The sequence below is a fragment of the Paenibacillus sp. FSL P2-0322 genome, assembly GCF_037975315.1.
In the GTDB taxonomy this organism is placed as follows: Bacteria; Bacillota; Bacilli; order Paenibacillales; family Paenibacillaceae; genus Paenibacillus; species Paenibacillus polymyxa_B.
This window is the reverse complement of the sequence record NZ_CP150243.1, coordinates 320,678-341,047: the sequence shown is the minus strand read 5'-3', so window position 1 is coordinate 341,047 and position 20,370 is coordinate 320,678. Positions and strand designations below refer to the sequence as shown.

The 20,370-nt window shown below is 44.0% G+C and carries 21 protein-coding genes; 7 read left to right on the top strand and 14 right to left on the bottom strand.

Features of this window, described 5'->3' with window-relative positions; all coding sequences use genetic code 11:
• Nucleotides 1-50: 50 nt before the first annotated feature.
• Both ppdK and MKY24_RS01490 read right to left on the bottom strand, forming a co-directional pair.
• Complete coding sequence (gene ppdK, locus MKY24_RS01495) at nucleotides 51-2,723, bottom strand: pyruvate, phosphate dikinase (RefSeq protein ID WP_339201281.1); 2,673 nt, start codon at nucleotides 2,721-2,723, stop codon at nucleotides 51-53.
• 271 nt (nucleotides 2,724-2,994) lie between these two features.
• Nucleotides 2,995-3,552, bottom strand: a complete 558-nt coding sequence (locus MKY24_RS01490) for a GNAT family N-acetyltransferase (RefSeq protein WP_339201280.1) — start codon at nucleotides 3,550-3,552, stop codon at nucleotides 2,995-2,997.
• Between the two features lie 361 nt (nucleotides 3,553-3,913).
• Here MKY24_RS01490 and MKY24_RS01485 point away from each other — a divergent pair, with 361 nt between their 5' ends.
• The 3 genes from MKY24_RS01485 (at nucleotide 3,914) to MKY24_RS01475 (ending at nucleotide 5,340) form a co-directional block, all read left to right on the top strand.
• Complete coding sequence (locus tag MKY24_RS01485; RefSeq protein ID WP_339201279.1) at nucleotides 3,914-4,246, top strand: sigma-70 family RNA polymerase sigma factor; 333 nt, start codon at nucleotides 3,914-3,916, stop codon at nucleotides 4,244-4,246.
• Nucleotides 4,243-4,413 carry a helix-turn-helix domain-containing protein gene (locus MKY24_RS01480; RefSeq protein ID WP_324279560.1) on the top strand — a complete coding sequence of 57 codons (171 nt, stop codon included), beginning with the start codon at nucleotides 4,243-4,245 and terminating at the stop codon, nucleotides 4,411-4,413. Before MKY24_RS01485 ends, MKY24_RS01480 begins: the two co-directional genes overlap by 4 nt.
• Before the next feature lie 462 nt (nucleotides 4,414-4,875).
• A complete protein-coding gene (locus MKY24_RS01475; RefSeq protein WP_023986578.1) occupies nucleotides 4,876-5,340 on the top strand; it encodes a hypothetical protein in 465 nt (154 codons plus the stop codon).
• Between the two features lie 70 nt (nucleotides 5,341-5,410).
• Here the strand turns inward: MKY24_RS01475 and MKY24_RS01470 are convergent, their stop codons facing one another.
• Entirely contained in the window at nucleotides 5,411-5,902 is a 492-nt protein-coding gene (locus tag MKY24_RS01470) for a hypothetical protein (protein WP_023986577.1), read from the bottom strand.
• 804 nt (nucleotides 5,903-6,706) lie between these two features.
• Here MKY24_RS01470 and MKY24_RS01465 point away from each other — a divergent pair.
• On the top strand, nucleotides 6,707-7,321 hold the full coding sequence (locus MKY24_RS01465; RefSeq protein WP_339202246.1) for a hypothetical protein: 615 nt from the start codon (nucleotides 6,707-6,709) through the stop codon (nucleotides 7,319-7,321).
• 190 nt (nucleotides 7,322-7,511) lie between these two features.
• Here MKY24_RS01465 and MKY24_RS01460 read toward each other — a convergent pair whose 3' ends face one another.
• The gene (locus MKY24_RS01460; protein ID WP_023986575.1) at nucleotides 7,512-7,835 is read right to left on the bottom strand and encodes a hypothetical protein; all 324 of its coding nucleotides are present in this window, start codon (nucleotides 7,833-7,835) and stop codon (nucleotides 7,512-7,514) included.
• Nucleotides 7,836-8,586: 751 nt separating this feature from the next.
• Nucleotides 8,587-8,721 carry a hypothetical protein gene (locus tag MKY24_RS01455; protein ID WP_339201278.1) on the bottom strand — a complete coding sequence of 45 codons (135 nt, stop codon included), beginning with the start codon at nucleotides 8,719-8,721 and terminating at the stop codon, nucleotides 8,587-8,589.
• A 409-nt stretch (nucleotides 8,722-9,130) separates the two neighbouring features.
• Between MKY24_RS01455 and MKY24_RS01450 the strand changes: the two genes are divergently transcribed.
• The 3 genes from MKY24_RS01450 to MKY24_RS01440 all read left to right on the top strand — a co-directional run bounded on the left by MKY24_RS01450 (nucleotide 9,131) and on the right by MKY24_RS01440 (nucleotide 10,566).
• The gene (locus tag MKY24_RS01450) at nucleotides 9,131-9,463 is read left to right on the top strand and encodes a sigma-70 family RNA polymerase sigma factor (protein ID WP_279835015.1); all 333 of its coding nucleotides are present in this window, start codon (nucleotides 9,131-9,133) and stop codon (nucleotides 9,461-9,463) included.
• Nucleotides 9,460-9,630: a helix-turn-helix domain-containing protein gene (locus MKY24_RS01445; protein ID WP_339201277.1), complete on the top strand. Its 171-nt coding sequence runs from the start codon at nucleotides 9,460-9,462 to the stop codon at nucleotides 9,628-9,630. The genes MKY24_RS01450 and MKY24_RS01445 overlap by 4 nt, the downstream gene beginning before the upstream one ends.
• Before the next feature lie 459 nt (nucleotides 9,631-10,089).
• Nucleotides 10,090-10,566, top strand: a complete 477-nt coding sequence (locus MKY24_RS01440) for a L,D-transpeptidase (protein WP_023986571.1) — start codon at nucleotides 10,090-10,092, stop codon at nucleotides 10,564-10,566.
• 39 nt (nucleotides 10,567-10,605) lie between these two features.
• Here the strand turns inward: MKY24_RS01440 and MKY24_RS01435 are convergent, their stop codons facing one another.
• The 9 genes from MKY24_RS01435 to MKY24_RS01395 form a co-directional block, all read right to left on the bottom strand.
• On the bottom strand, nucleotides 10,606-11,436 hold the full coding sequence (locus MKY24_RS01435; RefSeq protein ID WP_279835014.1) for a hypothetical protein: 831 nt from the start codon (nucleotides 11,434-11,436) through the stop codon (nucleotides 10,606-10,608).
• Nucleotides 11,437-11,926: 490 nt separating this feature from the next.
• Nucleotides 11,927-12,385: a hypothetical protein gene (locus tag MKY24_RS01430; RefSeq protein WP_279835013.1), complete on the bottom strand. Its 459-nt coding sequence runs from the start codon at nucleotides 12,383-12,385 to the stop codon at nucleotides 11,927-11,929.
• A gap of 49 nt (nucleotides 12,386-12,434) precedes the next feature.
• Nucleotides 12,435-13,397: an ATP-binding cassette domain-containing protein gene (locus MKY24_RS01425; protein WP_053324420.1), complete on the bottom strand. Its 963-nt coding sequence runs from the start codon at nucleotides 13,395-13,397 to the stop codon at nucleotides 12,435-12,437.
• A complete protein-coding gene (locus tag MKY24_RS01420) occupies nucleotides 13,390-14,427 on the bottom strand; it encodes an ABC transporter ATP-binding protein (RefSeq protein ID WP_053324419.1) in 1,038 nt (345 codons plus the stop codon). Before MKY24_RS01420 ends, MKY24_RS01425 begins: the two co-directional genes overlap by 8 nt.
• Nucleotides 14,428-14,485: 58 nt before the next feature.
• Entirely contained in the window at nucleotides 14,486-15,331 is an 846-nt protein-coding gene (locus MKY24_RS01415) for an ABC transporter permease (protein WP_013308329.1), read from the bottom strand.
• A 4-nt stretch (nucleotides 15,332-15,335) separates the two neighbouring features.
• Nucleotides 15,336-16,286 (bottom strand): ABC transporter permease, encoded by a 951-nt coding sequence (locus tag MKY24_RS01410; RefSeq protein WP_023986565.1) that lies wholly within the window; start codon nucleotides 16,284-16,286, stop codon nucleotides 15,336-15,338.
• A gap of 72 nt (nucleotides 16,287-16,358) precedes the next feature.
• The gene (locus MKY24_RS01405) at nucleotides 16,359-17,978 is read right to left on the bottom strand and encodes an ABC transporter substrate-binding protein (protein WP_023986564.1); all 1,620 of its coding nucleotides are present in this window, start codon (nucleotides 17,976-17,978) and stop codon (nucleotides 16,359-16,361) included.
• 157 nt (nucleotides 17,979-18,135) lie between these two features.
• On the bottom strand, nucleotides 18,136-18,498 hold the full coding sequence (locus MKY24_RS01400; RefSeq protein WP_023986563.1) for a DUF1304 domain-containing protein: 363 nt from the start codon (nucleotides 18,496-18,498) through the stop codon (nucleotides 18,136-18,138).
• A 130-nt stretch (nucleotides 18,499-18,628) separates the two neighbouring features.
• Nucleotides 18,629-20,140 carry a PAS domain-containing protein gene (locus MKY24_RS01395; protein WP_310169019.1) on the bottom strand — a complete coding sequence of 504 codons (1,512 nt, stop codon included), beginning with the start codon at nucleotides 20,138-20,140 and terminating at the stop codon, nucleotides 18,629-18,631.
• Between the last annotated feature and the right edge of the window lie 230 nt (nucleotides 20,141-20,370).

The following is a 20,370-nucleotide window of genomic DNA, read 5'->3' as shown; positions in this document are numbered from 1 at the left end:
AACGAACAAGGCAGCCTTTGAAGCAAGGCTGCCTTGAATATGCTAATAAGCTACAAAGCGGACAACGTTCCCTCAGGTTGCTCCGCTCTGACAAGCAAAGCTGCTTGGGCAGCGGCAATGCGGGCAAATGGCACCCGGTACGGTGAGCAACTGACATAGTCCAGTCCGCTGCGGTGACAAAAGAGAATAGACTCACTATCCCCGCCATGCTCGCCGCAGATACCTGTCTCCAGAAAAGGCTTTTTTGCCCTGCCTTTGACAACAGCCCATTCGATCAGCTTGCCTACGCCATCCTGATCCAACACCTGAAAAGGGTTCGTTTCCAGTATGTTTTTTTCCATATAGGAGCCGAGGAATTTACCTTCAGCATCATCTCGACTGTAACCAAAGGTCATTTGCGTCAGATCATTGGTTCCAAAGGAGAAAAAGTCCGCGTACTGGGCCACGCTATCTGCCAGCAGGGCTGCTCTTGGAACCTCAATCATGGTGCCCACCCGATACTTGAACCACTTAAATTCCTCGCTAAGCACCTGAACGGCTACCTTATCAACCAGTTCCCTCATTTGCTTGAGTTCATTGGAGTGACCGACCAGCGGAATCATAATCCCCGGTCTCACATCCACGCCCCTGCGTAGTGCCGCTTCCGCGGCCTTAAAGATCGCTTCAATCTGCATGTCGTATATCTCTGGAAACAGAATGCCCAGCCGAACACCGCGCAGACCCAGCATAGGGTTAATTTCCCGTAGTTCATGAACCTTGGAGATAGTGCTTTTAAGACGTTGGAGCTCCTCCGCATGGCCGCCGGAAAGCACAAGCTCCCGATGTCGCTCCTGAAGCTGTTCCAGATTCGGCAGGAACTCATGTAACGGCGGGTCCAGCAGGCGAATCGTCATCGGTAAACCGTCCATCGCACTGAACATAGCCTCAAAGTCAAATTGTTGCATTTGGAGCAGACGATTCAAATGAAGAATCCGCTCCTCCTGATCATCGGCCAAAATCATCGCCTGAACGATAGGTAGACGATTGCCAGAGAAAAACATATGCTCCGTCCGACATAGCCCGATGCCTTCGGCTCCAAATTCACGGGCTTTGACTGCGTCGAGTGGCGTATCCGCATTAGTGTAGACCTTCAACGTCCGAATGCCGTCCGCAATCTCCAGCAGCTTCAGTAACTCCGGTGTAATAATCGGCTCATTGAGCGACAGACTGCCTTGGTACACCTGTCCGGTGGTCGAATCGAGTGAAATATCCTCCCCTTCCTGAAAGGTCAGGGTACCGATACTGACGCTCCGACTGCTCAGATCAATGCTCAGCGCGTCACAGCCGCAAATGCAGGGTTTACCCATGCCCCTTGCAACCACAGCAGCATGGCTGGTCATCCCACCTCGACTCGTCAGCACCCCTTCGGCGGCAATGATTCCGTGAACATCATCGGGTGAGGTCTCCACACTGACCAGGATGACTTTTTGCCCATCCTTAGTCCAGTTCACTGCCGTATCCGCGTCGAATACAATACGCCCACTCGCTGCGCCAGGCGAGGCTGGCAAACCTTGGGTAATTGCCTCCAGCGGTGTGGAAGTATCAATGGAGCGATGCAGCAGCTGGTCCATGTGGGACGGTTCGATCCGCTGGATAGCCTCCTCTTTGCTGATAATCCCTTCCTCCACCAGATCCACAGCTATTTTTACAGCCGCCTGCGCCGTTCTTTTGCCGCTGCGCGTCTGTAGCAGATACAAATTGCCTTTTTCAATCGTAAATTCGATATCCTGCATATCCCGGTAATGACACTCCAGCAATGAGGCCAGCTCTTCCAGACGATCATAGACTAGCGGCAGCTCTTCCAAAAGTTGTGGAATAGGGTTAGGCGTTCTTATTCCTGCCACGACGTCCTCTCCCTGAGCATTTACCATATACTCACCGTACAGTTCCTTCACACCTGTGGAGGGATTGCGAGTGAAGAGCACTCCGGTTCCGCTATCGTTGCCGAGATTGCCAAACACCATGGCCTGAATGCTCACTGCTGTTCCTTGTTCATCTGGAATGCCGAAAGCCTTCCGGTAAACCTTGGCACGCATATTGTTCCAACTGCGGAATACAGCCTCCACCGCCAGTTGCAGTTGCTGATACACATCCTGTGGAAACGGCTGTCCACTCCGCTCTGCGACAAGATCTTTATAATTTGCGATCAGTTCCTTCCATTCTCCTGCGCTAACCTCTTGGTCACTGACACGCCCGTTAGTTTGCTTGCTCTGCTCCTGAAGCTGATTAAAATGGATGGAGTCTATCCCTAGCACGACCTCGCCGAACATTTGAATAAATCTGCGGTAACAGTCATAGGCGAAGGTTTCATTTCTCGACTGTTCTGCCAATCCACGCACGGTTTCATCATTCAGACCCAGATTCAGAATCGTATCCATCATACCGGGCATTGAGGTTACCGAGCCTGAACGGACAGATACCAGCAAAGGCCGCTCCGTATCTCCGAATATAGCCGACTGCGCTTCCTCAATGTCGTGCAGGGCGATTACGATCTCCCCCAATAAGCCCTCCGGAAGCTTGCCGCCTGAAGCAAAGTAGGCTCGGCACGCCTCGGTGGTCACCGTGAAGCCGGGAGGGATCGGGAGACCCAGTGTCGTCATTTCCGCGAGATTAGCGCCTTTTCCTCCTAGTAGCGCTTTCATCCCCAACTTACCTTCGTTAAATGAGCACACTCTTTTCAGCATTAAATTCATTCCCTCCACTTATCGAGATACATGCCTGAATTAATCTATATGTCTATTTAAAGTTGTAACACAAATCAGGAGGAAATTTCAATATATATGACGTAATATATACCTATAACATTCATTTATGATGTTTTAATTAATGAATAAACTTATTTATAAAACACTTTAATTCGGAATTAGACGTATATCGGGATAGAATGACACGACTTAAAAAAACAAAAAGGACATCTGTTTAGACGTCCCTTTGCTCAGCTCAGATTTTATTTTTCTACATCTCTGTTAGCATCTTTTCAAAAATATTATAGCCGTTCGTTTCGCCTATATACGTATAACCGCATTGTCTGTAAAACTCGCTAAGCTTGTCATTGCCCGCAATACAGTCTAAACGGATTCGATCCTTGCCTGTGAAGTGGATGCCTTGTCCAATCCATTGCATCAGCTCACGGCCTAGCCCCTTCCCGGTGCTATCGCGATCCACAACCAAACGATGCAGATATACTGAGGTTCCTCCTTCAGAATCCGTTTCGTCTAGTCCCCACAACTTACGGTCCCATGCACTGGGCTGCTGCTGCAAGATCACTGCGCCTGCCAGGCTATGATCCTCTGATGCTCGGAAAATAACCACTTCTCCGCGTGCAATAGCGCCGCCCAAGTTGTGATCATCTTTTCCTTTAAGTAAGTTGCCCCATTGCGTGGAGCCTTTGCTGTGCAGCCATCTGGCCGTCTTTAAAATTAACTCCTGAACCTCAGCCTGATCTTCAGTGCTTGCCTGAAAAGCCATTAATTCTGGTGTGACGGATGATTTGACAATAGTCATTGATGTCATGCTGCACCTCAACTCTCAAATTTTCCTTATGTATAAAATATAGCATAAAAAATGAGCGTCTGACTTCACCTGTTCTTTTTTGCAACAGCGGTTCCTTCCGCTTGCCAGACATGATTCTTTTTGCTCCTGCTCGTCATCCATACCAGCATACACTTGGTCTTCTAGTAGCTTCCCATATCGCCCATACCCTTCACAGAATTTTAGAGGCTCTCTATAAGGAAATTTCAAATAGTTCCAAAATAATTCAAAATTTTATTATATTCGCCAAAAAAAGAAAATTGATTCTACAAATTGGTTGTTATATTGATTTTGAGAACTCCTACCTTATATGTACGTATTTGAACAAGGGGAGGAAATTTTGATGGGTGCTATCGAAGATTACCGACGCGAGCTTTATAGAATTGCTTGGAGAATGCAGTATCATACAAAACGCAATCGGAAACGTGAAATTTCTTTAGAATCCAAGCCTAATCTCTTTCAAACCTCGTTTTTGGAAGAGTCTGATAACAAAATAATGATGCAATCATATATTAATAGACTAAGGTCTGAGGTAGGCAAAAAGGTCATCTATGAAATTTACATAAACGATAAAACGGAAGGCCAAGTTGCCAAGGAACTACATATTACACAACAGGCGGTGAACAAATGGAAAAAGAAGGCACTTCACGATTTATGTCAGATGATGAGTTTATGAAATTAGTAGAACTTGCCCAAACCAAATCCGATGTAGAGGCTATGAATGCAATTTTTCAATATTTCGATCCAGATATTAAACGATTAAGTAAATTTATCCGTATGCCAAAAGAAGATGCCATCCAGAGTATGAAAACCGAACTTCTTGAGTTTATCATGAAAAAATAAGAGTCCTTGGCGATAAGCTGCTTCCGGTTACTCTACTGGAGGCAGCTTATTTAGCTTTTGCTGTGGTTGAGGTCTGTTGTAAAATAAATCCAACACACTCCTCAACTCTTATTTTTCCTTACCCATATTTCGGATATTATATTGGATAAACCAGCGGGGTATTCCAATATATATTCTAAGGGGCTCAGAAGGGGAATTTCTTTATCCAGAAAAAAATGCATGTTCAGGTTGTGTAGTTACAGCCCCCAACTCCTACATATGTGTAGGGGATAATCGGAGCAAAGCACATGAATAAGAGAAGATTCATGTCTTCGTAATTTTCACGATTTGGTTGTAATTCACAGCCTTAAATCACCTACATAAGTGAATGAGAATTGAAGACTGATATCAAATAAATGTGGAGCCATTTAGATGTCAGCGACTCCATCAATTCCTCACAAAAAATCAGGAGGTTGATATATTATGGCAAGATCACGAGAGTATGCAGCAACAGTAACGGCAAGTCCGTATCAATTACTAAAAATGAGTGAAGCACAACGTGTCGCATTAGAGAGCGGTAATTTCAGAGGTGGTTCTGCCAACACAGCTGCAATCGTAGCAGGGCTGACAGGAATAACAGCTACGGTTCTGGGGCTGGTCTTCGTTGCAAGTACACCAGTAGGGGTAGCAATGGGAATTGCTTCCCTCGCCTCTACGCTATTTGCCTCAGGCACGGGTTCGACAGTCGAAAATGTCATTAGCGACGGTATTGCGGGCATTGATAAAATCAACACTCAAATTGCCCTTTACGGTGGAAGATACGATCTTTATCAGATTAAATTCCCGTTCCTTGAGTACACTCTACAAGACGGTACCGTTATCCGTTTTATTTCGGGTAATGGCGTTGTGCAAAAAGCACACTCCGGAAATGGATGGGAAGTTTTCTAAGACTGATTCCTAAATAACTGAGAAAAAGGTCGGTTGAGTTTGACAACCGACCTTTTTTCATACAAACTAACTACTCCTTCTGGAAAAGTTTATCGATTGAATTTTTGAACGAGTGGTAGTCGAATTCGTTTGTTATCATATATTCCTGCCTATAATTTTTTTCCTGATTAAAGATAGATACTAACTTATTATTCTTAAATGTAATTTCATACTTCAATGTTGAATCCTGATTGCTTTTCGGGCGGATGATAATAGTATAGTAAAAAGGAACTTTATCCCCGTTATTCATTCCGCTTGTTTTTTTAAGCTCAATGCCAGATAATTGATCCAAAATTGCTTTAACTCCACTCTTTTCCATCACATGCACGTTATAATCGACTGGTTCATTAGTAATTTTAGTGTGCGTTCTTATAATCTGAAGATAGACATTATCCATATCGACCTGATCCAACACAGCTTTTTGAATAGAGGTATTTAAATTCAAAAAATAATAAGTGCCATAAATGCCCCATGCTAGTACTAAAACAATAACAACTGCAATCTTAATAGTTCGATTCTTCATCAATTCACTTCCTTATTTTTTAGTATGATTTCTTTTAAAAGTATAAAATGAGAAAATAGGATTCTTCGATTAAAAAAAGCAACTTATGCATCCATGTTTCTTGTGACATAAATAAAAACAGAACAATTTTGACTGAAATCATAACCATAATCACTTCTACAATCGTATCGGTTACATTACTGGTCCTATGATTATTCTGGTATTTTTCGTACAACGTCCGGCCAATCAAACGGATAGCGTATATACCCATCAACCAGTCATAAATATAATGGGTGGATTATTATATACAATTCGCACTGTTAATGTAGCCAAGAAAATTATTAAAATAAGGAAATTTGGATTCTTTAGCATGTTCTCTCCTCTCACTGTATTTACAATTATTATACAATAACTACATACATATTCCATACTCTGGTATTTAGATTGTCTAGGTTTTTTGGGGCTTGTTTTACTTGTTAATATCGGCATTGGTTTGCGGCATAAAGATTTTAAATATTTCCCTTACCTTGTATGACACTTACTCTATCGCCAAAAAGGAAAAAATTATAATGAATATACTAAGGACTTTCGTGATATATTCACAAGAACAAATGTTCTATATTGAGAGGGGGTACAGCATGATTGACTACTCAAAACTTCCCCATCACGAGGTCGCCTGTATTTATTGCCAGTCTTTTATGCTTCCATTGAAGCTGTAGACAGAGGGCTCGGCCCACTTACTACCCTCTTAGCAGTTGTAGGCGATAATAATCGCCCCGGCTCCGTAATTCTTGTGGCTTCTCCAGCTTTAAAAAACAATTCGGTATCCGGACAGGAAACCGACTATATGAAATCCCTCCCGATCCGCGTATCCAGATGGTAAATGCTCAGATGGGACTGTACCTGGACACATCTATGACTATTACTAAATTACTAAACCAGTACGTACCGACTGAAGCTATTTCTACATATTCCGTTGATGAGAGTTGGATTACCTTAGATGCCACAGCACACCTACACGGGACAACACTCGAAGCAGTTCAACGTATCCAGAAAGATATTCTTATGCAGCTTAGATTACCGTCCGCAGCTGGAATCGGTCCGAACAAGCTCCTTGCAAAATTGGAGTTGGACAATTACTCCAAGAAAACAGGGATCGCAGAATGCACGTACCAGGATATTCCCCACCTGCTGTGGCCGCCGCTGGTGAAAGACATATGGGGGATTGAAAGAAAGATGAAGAAAAGGATTAATTCAACAGGGATTTATCAGCAAGAATATACAATTCGCTTAGCCCTTCTACAGAGCTACTCAATTTGTCTAAATGTAAAAAGCGACCTTCTATGGTCGCTTTTATATATTCGGCGTTACTCCCTTGTTTTATGCAGTACAGACCTTTGTACTATTCTTTTTTTAAGTCACTCCGTATGTACGAAATAGGAATCTTTTTTATCAGTCTTCCACATGGGTGATGTGGTACATTTTAAGGTTAATATAGGAAGACCATCGTTGCTGGAGAAACCTAGTTTATAAGTTTGATGGTAGTGATTCCCTAAAATATCTCTAAACGAAACGACTAGATTGAAGTTTTTATACACTATGTTTCGAACCGGCAATATCAATAACACCTTCATAGCTTCAGCAGCGGTAAACTTTGGACTCGCTTATTTTCACTATTCGTCTTCCGATTTTCTCTAAGTGTTTCGTTAAAAATAAATATGGTCACCGATCCGCTGAGGAATGCCCCGAACATACTTCCATAAAATCCAATCCAGTTGCTTGGTGGCAGTGGCTTTATCCAATTCGGTAGATCTATTGATAAGATCCCGTAAACAGCCATAGCTAAAGAAACACTTAAAGCTAGTAACAAGATAACCATCCATCGAATTAAAGAAAAACACTCTCCCTTTCCAATGGATTGTCTCAATTTTTTTGAAAAATGATGTTTTAACATAATTACCTCTTTCTAACATAAATTTTAAATATATCTTACTGGAATGTACAATTAGATGCTACTTTAATATCATACCATTCAGAGAGACAGCCCCTGCCTCTCTTTTTGATCTCAGCAAATCAAATTGTGTAAATTTAGCCTATTAGCAAAGGCAAAATTAAAGATATATTGGTATTATTGGATCAAATAACGGAGGTGGACAGGGTGAAAACCACGGGAATCATTAGACCCTTGGATAGTTTGGGTCGTATCGTAATCCTTTAAAAGTATCCTGACTCTTCACAAAATTTTTATGCCGATTGGCGTAAAAATATCTAATTCTAAATAATAACCAATGAAAGACGGTATTTATAATGGATGAAATCATATCAGTTAAAGATCTCACCTACCTGTTGTCCGATCATCATACAATGGACAAAAATGTGGAGCTGCTACATCTCAAATTTACACAGCATGTATGGGACGAAATACTTCTTCTGTCTGATTACCTAAACGACACGGCACAAGTTATATACCAACAGCTGCAAGATGCTCGCTTTTTTTTAATGAACCTTTTGAATTAAGCCTAGAAAAGAAAAAATATATATCATTTTATACATAAATATACCTACATAACCAGCACTGCTGGATTCAATGAAGAATCTTTTCTTTCACTCTTCACAACTAAACGTGAGATTGATACCTACTGTTGATCCGCATGGTTGACCCACTATAATCAACATCAACTATAGTAACTTCCTGAATGGTCAAGTCAATTTTTCGTTTTTACGCCCTCTGCTAACCATCCCATGATATATCCCCCTGCAACCACCAGTTTTTCTGAGCCAGATGCATCAGATACCTTTATATGATTTATGTGCTTTAAAACATGATCTTTCAAGTCCATACACTCATCACCTATTCAAATTGATCCACTTTCATTGGTTGACGCCCTTCAAATTCCTCCACGTATTTATAAACGCCTGTTCTACAGTCATTTCATGAGTAGCCTCTTCACTGTTAAATACCAAATTTTTCGTCGATACCCACCGATATTTGGAGTATTTACTTCCAGATGGATGATACACCCCACTTTTCCAACAAAAAAAGAACCAACACAAGCCGATATAATCGCCCGGGTTCTTCACGGAATTTTAGGGGTTTCTGCACGGCAATTTCAGATAATTCCAAAATAATTAAAAATTTTATTATATTCGCTAAAAAAAGAAAATTGATTCTATAAATTGGTTGTTATATTGATTTTGAGAACTCCTACCTTATATGTACGTATATGAACATAAGGGAGGAAATTTCCGATGGGTGCTATCGAAGATTACCGACGCGAGCTTTATAGAATTGCTTGGAGAATGCAGTATCGTACAAAACGAAATCGGAAACGTGAAATTTCTTTAGAATCCAAGCCTAATCTCTTTCAAACCTCGTTTTCGGAAGAATCTGATAACAAAATAATGATGAAATCATACATTAATAGACTAAGGTCTGAGGTAGGCAAAAAGGTCATCTATGAAATTTACATAAACGATAAAAAGGAAGGCCAAGTTGCCAAGGAACTACATATTACACAACAGGCGGTGAACAAATGGAAAAAGAAGGTGCTTCACGATTTATGTCAGATGATGAGTTTATGAAATTAGTAGAACTTGCCCAAACCAAATCCGATGTAGAGGCTATGAATGCAATTTTCCAATATTTCGATCCAGATATTAAACGATTAAGTAAATTTATCCTTATGCCAAAAGAGGATGCCATCCAGAGTATGAAAACCGAACTTCTTGAGTTTATCATGAAAAAATAAGAGTCCTTAGCGATAAGCTGCTTCCAGTTACTCTACCGGAGGCAGCTTATTTAGTTTTTGCTGTGGTCGAGTTGGAATATACTCCTCAACTCTTCTCACATCTTGAGCATAATTTTAAATTATACAGGATAATCCAAAGGTTTATCCCAGGATCTATTCTAGCTAGAGGGGCTATTCAAATTTAGAGAGGGATTTTCTCGATCTAGAAAAAGTTCATATTCAGGTTGTGTAGTTACAGTCCCCAACTCCTATATAAGTGTAGGGGATAATCGAGCAAAGTACATGAATTGAAAAAATTTTATGTATTCGCATTTTTCACGATTGGTTGTAATTCACAGCCTTAAATCACCTACATAAGTGAGAGGGAATTGAAGACTAACATCAAAGAATGTGGAGCCATTTAGATGTTAGCGACTCCATCAAATCCACTCTCAACTAAACTAATGGAGGCGTTTAACAATGGGTTATCACATTATTGCTAATTTTCCATCTAATCGAGATTACAAAGGAACACTGAAAGTTTATAATGATAGTGGCAGTTTGGTATTTGGACCTGTAGAAGCTTTAGGCCGCGGATCAAATGATGCAAAAAACGGTCAGGATCATACGAACTGGAGACTTAAATATGCAGACATTCCTACGGGTGTCGCGAAAACAATTGTTTATGCTAAAGGTGATTCTGACTACTCTTATGGTCCTTATAAGCGTGTGTGGCTGAATCAAGCGGTAAGTGGAAACTTCCTGACTGCTACAAATAATGGCCGCGACGAAATTATGATTCATGGCGGAGACCCTGCTAAGAGCACATCTTTAACATGGTATCCTTTGCGTCCAACATACGGTTGCATTAGACTTACTAACAGCGATCAAAGAGCACTAATTCAAGTTCTTGAGCAAAACGGTAGTTCTGGTAAGATCACAATAAGCGAAAGCTAAAAAATTAAGAGCGGAGGTAAAACTCCGCCCTTTTTTGTATTAATTTGATTTGTATTTATCAAGTTTGAACCATTGTTGAAATTCTCTCTGGCTAATTTTTTTAATAGGTTTCACTTTTTTGCTGTCCATTGAGTATCTGTATAATTTCTTTTGGTCAGATGGATACTCACTTATATAGTCTAAATTTTTCCCATTTTTATGCCATAAAATCAGACTTGTGCTGATGTAATCCGTTTCCCTAGGAAGATATATAAAGGCATCCTTATTTGTGTTATATATAGCTATGGAGCTGCTTGATGTATCACCGTACGAAAAGGCAATTTGATCTTCTTTAGGTGACCAGTTATAAGCAGTAATTGATTCTATATTTTTTTTGCCTTTAGCCTTTAAAAGATCATTTACAATGGTAGATTTTCCGGTTTTAAGATTGATCAGTAGTAACGTATCTCCTGCACTCCGCTGTGCCTGTATAGCCAACCATGTATTAGAAGGAGATAATACTGCGCTCGATATATCACGCAGTTTATCATTATATCCATCTGTTTTAATGGTATAACTCTTTTCTCCTTTTTTGATCGTTATTGATGTAATAACACTTTTCTCAGAACTTGGTGCATTTTCTAGCTCAATTTTTTTTGCCACTAACGAAATGTTGTTCTCCTTCCAAATCAACTGATTTGGGGTCTCGCTCTTTTTAAACTTAGTTATGGACTGATACACAGATGGATTTACAGCATTAACTGAACTTTGAACATACGTATTAGGGCGTAATGTACTATTAGCATTGGCAATAGAAAAACCACTTACACTTCCCACAAGCACTACACTCGACAGGAAAGCAGTAGCGTATTTTAATCTTAGATTTTTCATTTTAATTGCTCCTTTGTAAAAAAATTATTGTTCTACAGGTCTTGATCCAAGGTTTTCCTAAAACTATATCTATATACATAGACGTGAAAATCGTGAATTTGTTTCTTGTTTATTGAAAATAATTACATAACAATTGGAAAACGTTAAGGCAAGGGTGATACTTTCGCCCGCTCTAGCAGACCATCCCAAGTCAAACATTCCGCCATAAGGTTGGACGACATTGGGGCTGGCAAGCGCGCTTTCACGGGATTACAGACATACCGACTCCATGCGTAAAGAAAAAAGCTGAGCAACCGCCCAGCCTTACCGTTACTTATCTAGTTTAGTAAAATCCATATCCACAATCACAATCCGTTTAACACAATCAGGAAAAGCACATTGACTCCCTGACTTCAAATAAAGTTCTCTAAGTACATCAGTTATCGGCTGTAGCCTTTTCACCTTGGACATTTTCCACTTCTGTTGATTTTGCAGAACGAGCCCTACAAAGTCAACTTTTAATCTGTGCAGCAGGTACAATTCGGTATAATCCTGAAGTCTCGCCAGCCGCGGGACGTAATTCCTGGATGAACCAGCCTAACGACAGCACTCCCTCCAGCCGATCATACTCAGCCTTCGTCAGTTCGGATGTAACAGCTTCGCTTCCTTCCTCCAGTGACAGCTCAGGCTCCCGCCCGAACGCAACGGCAATCCACGAACGGATGCCCCGGATCGTATTGTACTTGATCTGATATCCGTCCGTTACCGCGCTGACAAACACTTCCGGCTCTTTGGACGCCAGCCCGGTGACAAGCTCTGTATAATCAAAATCGGATGGTCCGTCCGTTGGCAGCTCATTTTGCTGCACCCGACGGATTAATTCGTCTTGGGACCAGCCTAAAGAGCGTAATGATTCCAGCAAGAGTGCGTCCCATTGGGAAATACGTACTCTTTTCGTCAATTCAGTCATCGTTTTTTACCTCCTTTGGGTCATGCACATCGTACAACCGCTCTTAACCCTAACGGTTAACCGGGTATGCTACATAATGGCCGGGACTGATTTCTCTCAGCTCGGTTGCACTGTTGTTATCCTTGTCCCATACTAATGAGCCGTCTGGTTGGGCCAAGCCCCCCTCCAGTCCCTCCCGCTCTCCGACTGCTCTCGGATCAGGCACAGGGATGGAGGACAGCAGCGCCTGCGTATAAGGGTGAGCGGGCTGCTCATACAACTCATCTGCATCAGCTACTTCTACCAGTCGCCCATGGTACATCACACCGATTCGGTCTGAAATATGCCGCACCATCGACAAGTCATGGGCGATGAACAGGTACGTCAGCCCGAACTCCTGCTGGAGATCCTCCAGCGTGTTAATGACCTGCGCCTGGATGGACACATCGAGTGCCGAAATCGGCTCGTCACAGACGATGAACTCGGGGTTCACGGAGAGAGCACGAGCGATGGAAATCCGCTGGCGCTGCCCGCCGCTGAACTCGTGCGAGTAGCGATACAGATGTTCCCGCTTCAGCCCTACCTTTTCAAGCAAAGCCACTACAGCATCCTTACGCTCACTCCCCTGATGCAATCTGTGAATATCCATCGGCTCACCGATCAGGTCAAGCACGTTCATACCCGGATTAAGAGAGGAATATGGGTCCTGAAAAATGCTCTGAATGCGCCGACGCAGCGGCTTGAGCTGTTTGTCGTTCAGCTTGGAAATATCCTGACCGTCAAAGCGTACCATACCTTCTGTATAATCGTATAACCGTGTCAGACAGCGTCCAACCGTTGATTTCCCACTACCTGACTCACCGACCAGTCCGAACGTCTCACCACGCTTGATTTGAAAGCTCACGCCATCCACCGCCTTGAGCACCTCAGAGCTACGCCCTAACAAATCCTTTGCGGTCACAAAATGCTTCTTAAGCTGGTGTACCTCTACCAAGGGCTGATGCTCACCCAATACATCGTTTGCTTCACTCACCGTTATTCCCCCCTTCCGCTTGCCCCGCTTCGGGCGTCTCGTAGACTCCAGCAGGCACTGCGTCCGGCTCGTTCAACCAGCAGGCTGCTCGCTGATCCGGGCGCAGCTCCACCATCGGCGGCCGCTCCACACAGCGGGCAAACGCATGCGGGCACCGTTCCATGAACGGACAGCCCGATGGCGGGTTCAGCAGGTCTGGCGGCGTGCCCTCAATCGGCACCAGCCGCTCGCGGAAGCCGTTCGTGCGCTGGGGCACAGAACGCAGCAGGCCCTGCGTATACGGGTGGCCCGGACGATAAAAGATATCGTCCACGCGCCCCTCCTCCATCACCATACCGCCGTACATGACGATGACACGGCTACACACCTGGGCGACGACGCCCAGGTCATGGGTGATCAGAGCAATCGACATGTCGGATTGCTGCTTCAGCGTCTTGAGCAGCTCCAAGATTTGCGCCTGAATCGTCACGTCCAGCGCTGTAGTCGGCTCATCTGCAATCAGCAGCTCCGGGCTGCACGAGAGCGCCATGGCAATCATCACCCGCTGGCGCATCCCGCCACTGAATTGATGCGGGTATTGGTTCATTCGGCGCTCCGGCTCGGTAATGCCTACTTGTCGCAGCAGTTCTACAGCTGCTTGCGTAGCCGCTTCCTTGCTCAGTCCTCGATGTCTGCGGATCACCTCAACCAGGTGATAGCCAACCTTTTTGACCGGATTCAGTGAGGTCATCGGGTCCTGAAAGACCATCGCAATCTGGTTTCCGCGTATTTTGCGCCATTGCTTTTCCGTCAGGGCGGTCAGACTTTGTCCCCGATAACGGATATCGCCGTTCAGCCGCTTGCCCGGCGGGGCGATCATCGACATGATCGCTTTCGCTGTAACACTTTTGCCGCTGCCGGATTCTCCTACGATTCCTACCGTTTCTCCAGCATCAATATGAAAACTAACCCCTCGAACTGCCTGATTTTCCCCTTCACGAGTGAAAAAGGAGACCTCCAGCTGTTCGACGGACAGTAGATGTTCCGTCATTGTGTTTCGCTCCTTCCTGTCGCTCCTGGAGCCATTTGTAATGGATCTGTGCTATGAATCATCGTTTTACTAATTTGGGTTCAAAGCCTACACGCAACACATCTCCCAAAACATTAAAGCTCAACACAGTCAGTAAAATAAGTAGACCCGGGAATAATGCCATATATGGGGCCTGTGCAATATATCCTTGGGCATTATTCAGCATACTGCCCCACGTAGCGTTCGGTAGCTGAACACCAAAGCCGAGGAAGCTCAGTGACGATTCCATCATAATCGCTGAAGCGATATTGTTCGTCGCCCCTACGATAATTACCGGAATCAGATTCGGTACGATGTGCTTCATAATAATACCAAACGTACTTTGTCCCGAAGCTTTGGCGTATAGTACATACTCCCGTTCGCGCAACGTCATTGTCTCTGCACGAACCACCCGGGCAATGTTCATCCACATGAGCAGGGCGATAATAACAATGATATTGCCGACGCCCGGCTTCAAAAACACACTCAGCAGCAAAATAACCAAGAAAGACGGAATCGACATGATCAGCTCCAAAACCCGCATAAGCAGATTGTCGATCCATCCTCCAAAATATCCGCTCACAATACCTACCACTGCACCGATACTGGTCGCAATAATCATGGACGCAAAACCTACCAGCAATGATACACGTCCACCGTACAGTGCTCTTGTAAAATAGTCCCGCCCATAATCATCCGTCCCAAACCAGTGTGCCGCTCCCGGCGGTTGGAGACGCTCCAGCACGTTCAACTTATTCGGGTCCTGCGGCGATAAAAATGCGAAAATCGCCCCCAGCGAGAATACGATCAATAGTATGAGGGCGACGGCGCCCATTTTGCTCGTCATCAGCTCGATCCCGATGTTGCGCCATTTGCTCCGATTCATGAATTCACCTCGTTGATTTAATTCTCGGGTCCGCAATGCTGTATAAGATATCTGCAAGCAGATTACCCAGGATCAGCAGCAGAGCGGAAAATAAAGTAATCCCCATGATGACGGGATAATCCATTCCTTTTACCGCCGTCATGCCCAGCGAGCCAATGCCCGGCCAGGAAAATACCGTCTCCGTCACAATGGCTCCAGCCACCAGGTCCGCAACCGACATTCCGAGCAGCGTAATGATGGGCAGCAGCACATGCTTGAGCACATGTCGAAACAAAACCAGTCTTTTTCCAGACCCAAACGCGTATTGAATCTGCACATACTCTTCCTTGAGCTGCGTAATCGTGCTGGAACGGATGTACCTCACATACACAGACAGAAAGCCGAAGGCCAGTACAAAACATGGTAAAATTCCATGCTTAATCACATCCAGCACCGAATCCGTACCGATGGTACGCATCCCTGTACTCGGAAGCCAGTGCAGATAAATCGCAAATAAATAAATAAGTAAAATACCGAGCCAAAACAGCGGAACAGAAATCCCGATGTACGACATCAGATTAATGAGCTTGTCGATCCAGCGATTCCGATTAGCCGCAGCCGTCAAACCGAGTGGAATTGCAATCAGCACAGCCAGTATGATAGATGCGCCCATTAACCCGGCTGTAGCCGGTAGACGATCGAGAATCTGATCCAGCACAGGCTGGTGATTAATTAGCGAGTAGCCGAGATCACCCGTTAGGCTCTTTTTAAGCCATAATATGTACTGCACATAAGCGGGCTGGTCCAGCCCCAAGCTATGCCTCATTCGTTCAATGTCTTCCAGATGCATATTCGGTGTAACAAAAGAGAGAACCGGATCACCTGGAGCCAGCTTGATCAAGCCGAAGCAGACGATGGACACAAAAAATAGCATCGGTATAACTTGCAGCAACCTTCTGGCGATGAGTTGTCTCATACGTTTCCCTTCCCCTTGCTGTTTTCGAAAAAAATAAGCTGGTTAGCCCAGCTTATTTTTGAAAACCCTGTCTTATTTGTGATAAATTTTGGACAAATCCTCGAAAATCACGACCGGCTTCAACACAGCCTGATCAATACCGCCATACTGCTTGTCGAAGGCTACAATAGTCTTGGTGTAAGCAATCGGGTAGATGACAGCATCCTCAGCCAGCAGCTCTTGTACCTTTTTATAAATTTCTCCACGTTTAGTCGTATCCGACTCACCCGCGCCCTCTTCCAGCAGCTTATCCACTTCTTTATTTGAATAATGCGAATAATTGGAGGACGATCCGGTGCTATACAAAATACGATATGCATCAGGGTCATACCCCATGATATAGCCGCTGATCGCCAGATCGAAGTCCTTGGCATTCGTATCGACGAACTTTTGTGACCATGCTGAGGAATCCATGCTGTTCACGTCCAGCTGAACGCCTATGTCCTTTAACTTCTGCTGGATATAGAGCGCTTGTGCTTCCTGTACCTTGTTGCCGCCCGGAATGATAATGCGCAGCTTCAGTCCTTCAGCTCCAGCCGATTTCAGCAGCTCCTTCGCCTTGTTCACATCATTATTGAAAAATGCAACGTCGTTCGTGTGATACAGTACATCCTGTGTCAGAGCAGATTTCGCAGTATCTGCATAATCCTTGGAGCCATAGGATACCTGAATCAATTCATCCTGATTCAATGCATAAGAAAGCGCCTGACGCACTTCTTTTTTGTTCAACTGCTTCGTATCACTGTTTTCATTAAACATCAGATAAGCCAAGCGACCTTCGCTGTAAGGGAAAATGTCAAACTTATCTGTTGCCTTAATGGTCTCTACATTTTGTGGATCGAGATAGTTTACATTGATCTCACCATTTTGAAGGGCCAAATTCGCAGCATTCGAATCTTTAACAATCCGGTATGTTACTGAATCCAGATGCGGCTTGCCGCCAACATAGTTATCGAACCGTTCGAGTGTAACGTACTCACCAGTTTTGTACTCTTTAAATTTGAAAGGACCTGATCCAATCGGAGAGTTGTTTTTCGTGCTTTTCTCAATATCCGCTTCATTCTCGAAAATGTGCTTCGGAATCGGGGATACCTGTACCAGTGCTGCCTCAAAAGCAGGAGCTGGCTGAGGAAGCTTAAAATCGACCGTTGTATCATCAACCTTGCTCGCCTGTACCGGTTTGCCATTAACCATAAAATTACTTCTCAAAAAGCTGTGCTGCTTCTCGTCCAAAATTTTGTTAATGGTGAAAACGACATCGTCAGCTGTCAGCTTCTCGCCATCATGCCAAGTCAGATCTTTTTTCAGTTTTAGTGTATAAGTCAGCTTGTCTGCTGAAGGAGTCAGACTGTCTGCCAAATAAAATGTCTTTTTGCCATTGTTCACTTGAAACAATGGTGCGAATATCGCCTGGTCTATCGTCAGACTTACCCGGTCACCCGCATAGTTCGGATTCAGCACCACCGGATCAGCTTGTACGCCAATGATCAGGCTGCCGCCATCTTTAGGCTGTCCGTTATCAGCTGTTGTGGTAGCTGTATCGGGCGTATTCCCATTCGTCTCAGACGTAGATCCAGAATTCCCGCCGGAGCATGCACTTACAACCAACATTAATACAATTAATACCAATACACCAGTCAAATTACGACGCATCGCTCTAGCCCCCGTGTCCTCTTAGTATGTAATAAATTTATTATAAATCGGAATAGTCGGATTTACAATCGATCAAAAACTGTTTATTCCCCTTGTCATTAGCATTCCAGACATTATGTGATCGAATCTAGAAAAAAGACACCCGGTATGGGTGTCTTCAGAGTATCCACAAACTGATCAGTGCCAGGATGGCAGGCAGGCCTTGCTTTAATAAAATAGACTTATTAGCAGTTAATGCACCATACAACGCAGCTACTACCACACAAATGACAAAGAATAATTGGATTTGCCGCCCGATCACAGTATCCGGATAGAACAAGCCCCACACCAATCCGGCTGCCAAAAAGCCGTTGTACAGCCCCTGATTTGCAGCCAAGGATTTGCTTGCTTCCGCCAGCTCCTTCGAGGTGCCGAACGTACGCATCGCCCGCGGAGTCGTCCACAGAAACATTTCCAATATTAGAATGTACACATGCTCCAGAGCTACAATTCCGACCAATATTGAACTAAGTAAGCTCAAGTATATTCCTCTTTTCCACATAAAGTTACTATGAGGTGATTTTTAGATCTATTCTCGAAAAGTATAGTTCATCTTCCAAAAACAGTAAAGAGACCGAGCCTAAGGCCCGGCCTCATTTCTACATGAAGCCTTACATCGTTCTTGCAAAATCCAACAAAGATTTGGACATGCTGTTAATCTCGTCCGTAGATGCATTCACTTGCTGCGTTAGCGCGGCTTGTGTCTGTGTCAGCGTAGACATATTACCGATATTGTGCAAAATCCGCTCGATGAGTGTCTTCATTTCGTCCAGACTGGTCTCGATATTTCCGGTTGCATCAGCACTGTGAATGGCAAGTTTTCTCACTTCATCTGCGACTACCGCAAAACCCCGCCCCTGCTCGCCCGCACGCGATGCCTCAATGGCAGCATTCAGACCCAGCAGATTTGTTTGATTCGCAATCTCTTTAATGAAGTTGGAAATGTTTTGGGTTTCTTCTGCACTGACTTTGGCTTGATTCGCTGCCTCTGTCGATTGCTCCTGAGCCGTTGCCAGCTCCTGCGCCTGGTTACTAACCGAGTTAACGCCGTTCACCATTTCCGTAATGGAATCGGAGAGATGCTGGATTTTGAGCGTAAGCTCATCCGCGACAGCCTGCTTCTCCTTTTCCACTGTGATATCACGAATGGTCCCGGCAATACGAATAGGCACTCCCTTGCTATCGCGTATGCTTCTTCCACTGTTTTGATACCAGCGATATTCGCCATTTTTACTTTGCAAGCGACACACCATGTCATATGGCGTACGATCTGAATAGTCATTTAAATGATCAACTACAGCCTTAAACGCATGCTCGGCATCGTCAGGATGTATACGCGAACTCCAACTGCTTAGTACACTCGGGAAGTCCTGCTCATCCTTAAAGCCCAAGGTGTGGCGGAATTGCTGGGACCACCAAAATATATTATCCGGGTTCTCAATGTCTCCATCAGCCAGAATGACATCATATGGAGCCTCCACCAAAACACGATTGATGAGATCATATCTTGTAACTAGAGCCTGCAACTCCTCGGACTTAATCTTCTGGTCGTGCACATCCAATAGAGCACCCGCAATTCGAAGCGGCACTCCCTGCTGATCGCGGATCGTCGTTCCGGTAGCCCGGAACCAGCGGTATTCTCCATGCTTCAGCTTCAAACGATACTGTACGTCATAAGGCGTCTTGCCCGTAAAATCCAGCAAATGATCTGACAAAGCTGCCAATGACCTGTCATGATCTTCGGGGTGCAGCCGGGATGCCCAGCTGTTTAATACATTGGGGAAGTCCTTTTCGCTCTGATACCCCAGCATAGCACGAAATTCTTCTGACCATGTGAACGTATTACTTGGATTGACGGGATCACCCGCAACCACCTCCATGTCCCATAAGCCAATCTCTATAGCCTTGGTAACAAGCTTCAGACGGATGTCAACATGTTGAGCATCCTTTTTCATGGACTCAAGCGCTTGGTTGACATTGTTTGCGATTTCTTGAACCTCGGAAGATTTGGATGAAACTTGTATTGCGGCGGAATAATCCTTCTGCTGTATTCTTTGTGAAAGTTTGCGGCTTTCTTCTACTAAAGGAGCAAGTGAGTCGGTCTCATTTTTTTTAAAAAACATATATGCTCTTCCCTTCTAAGCCAATATATAAAACGATATAGTTTAATATCGGAATTTTATTAAGAATCATTATAAATAAATCTAAAATTGCATAGGTAATAAGAATCATTTTTATGTCCATATACCTATATATTCATACAAAAAACATCGAAAAATGTCGAAAAAGGAAAGGTCTTAATAAGTCTGGAAACGAAAAGAGCACCTTCGCAATACTTCACAAAGGTGCTCTT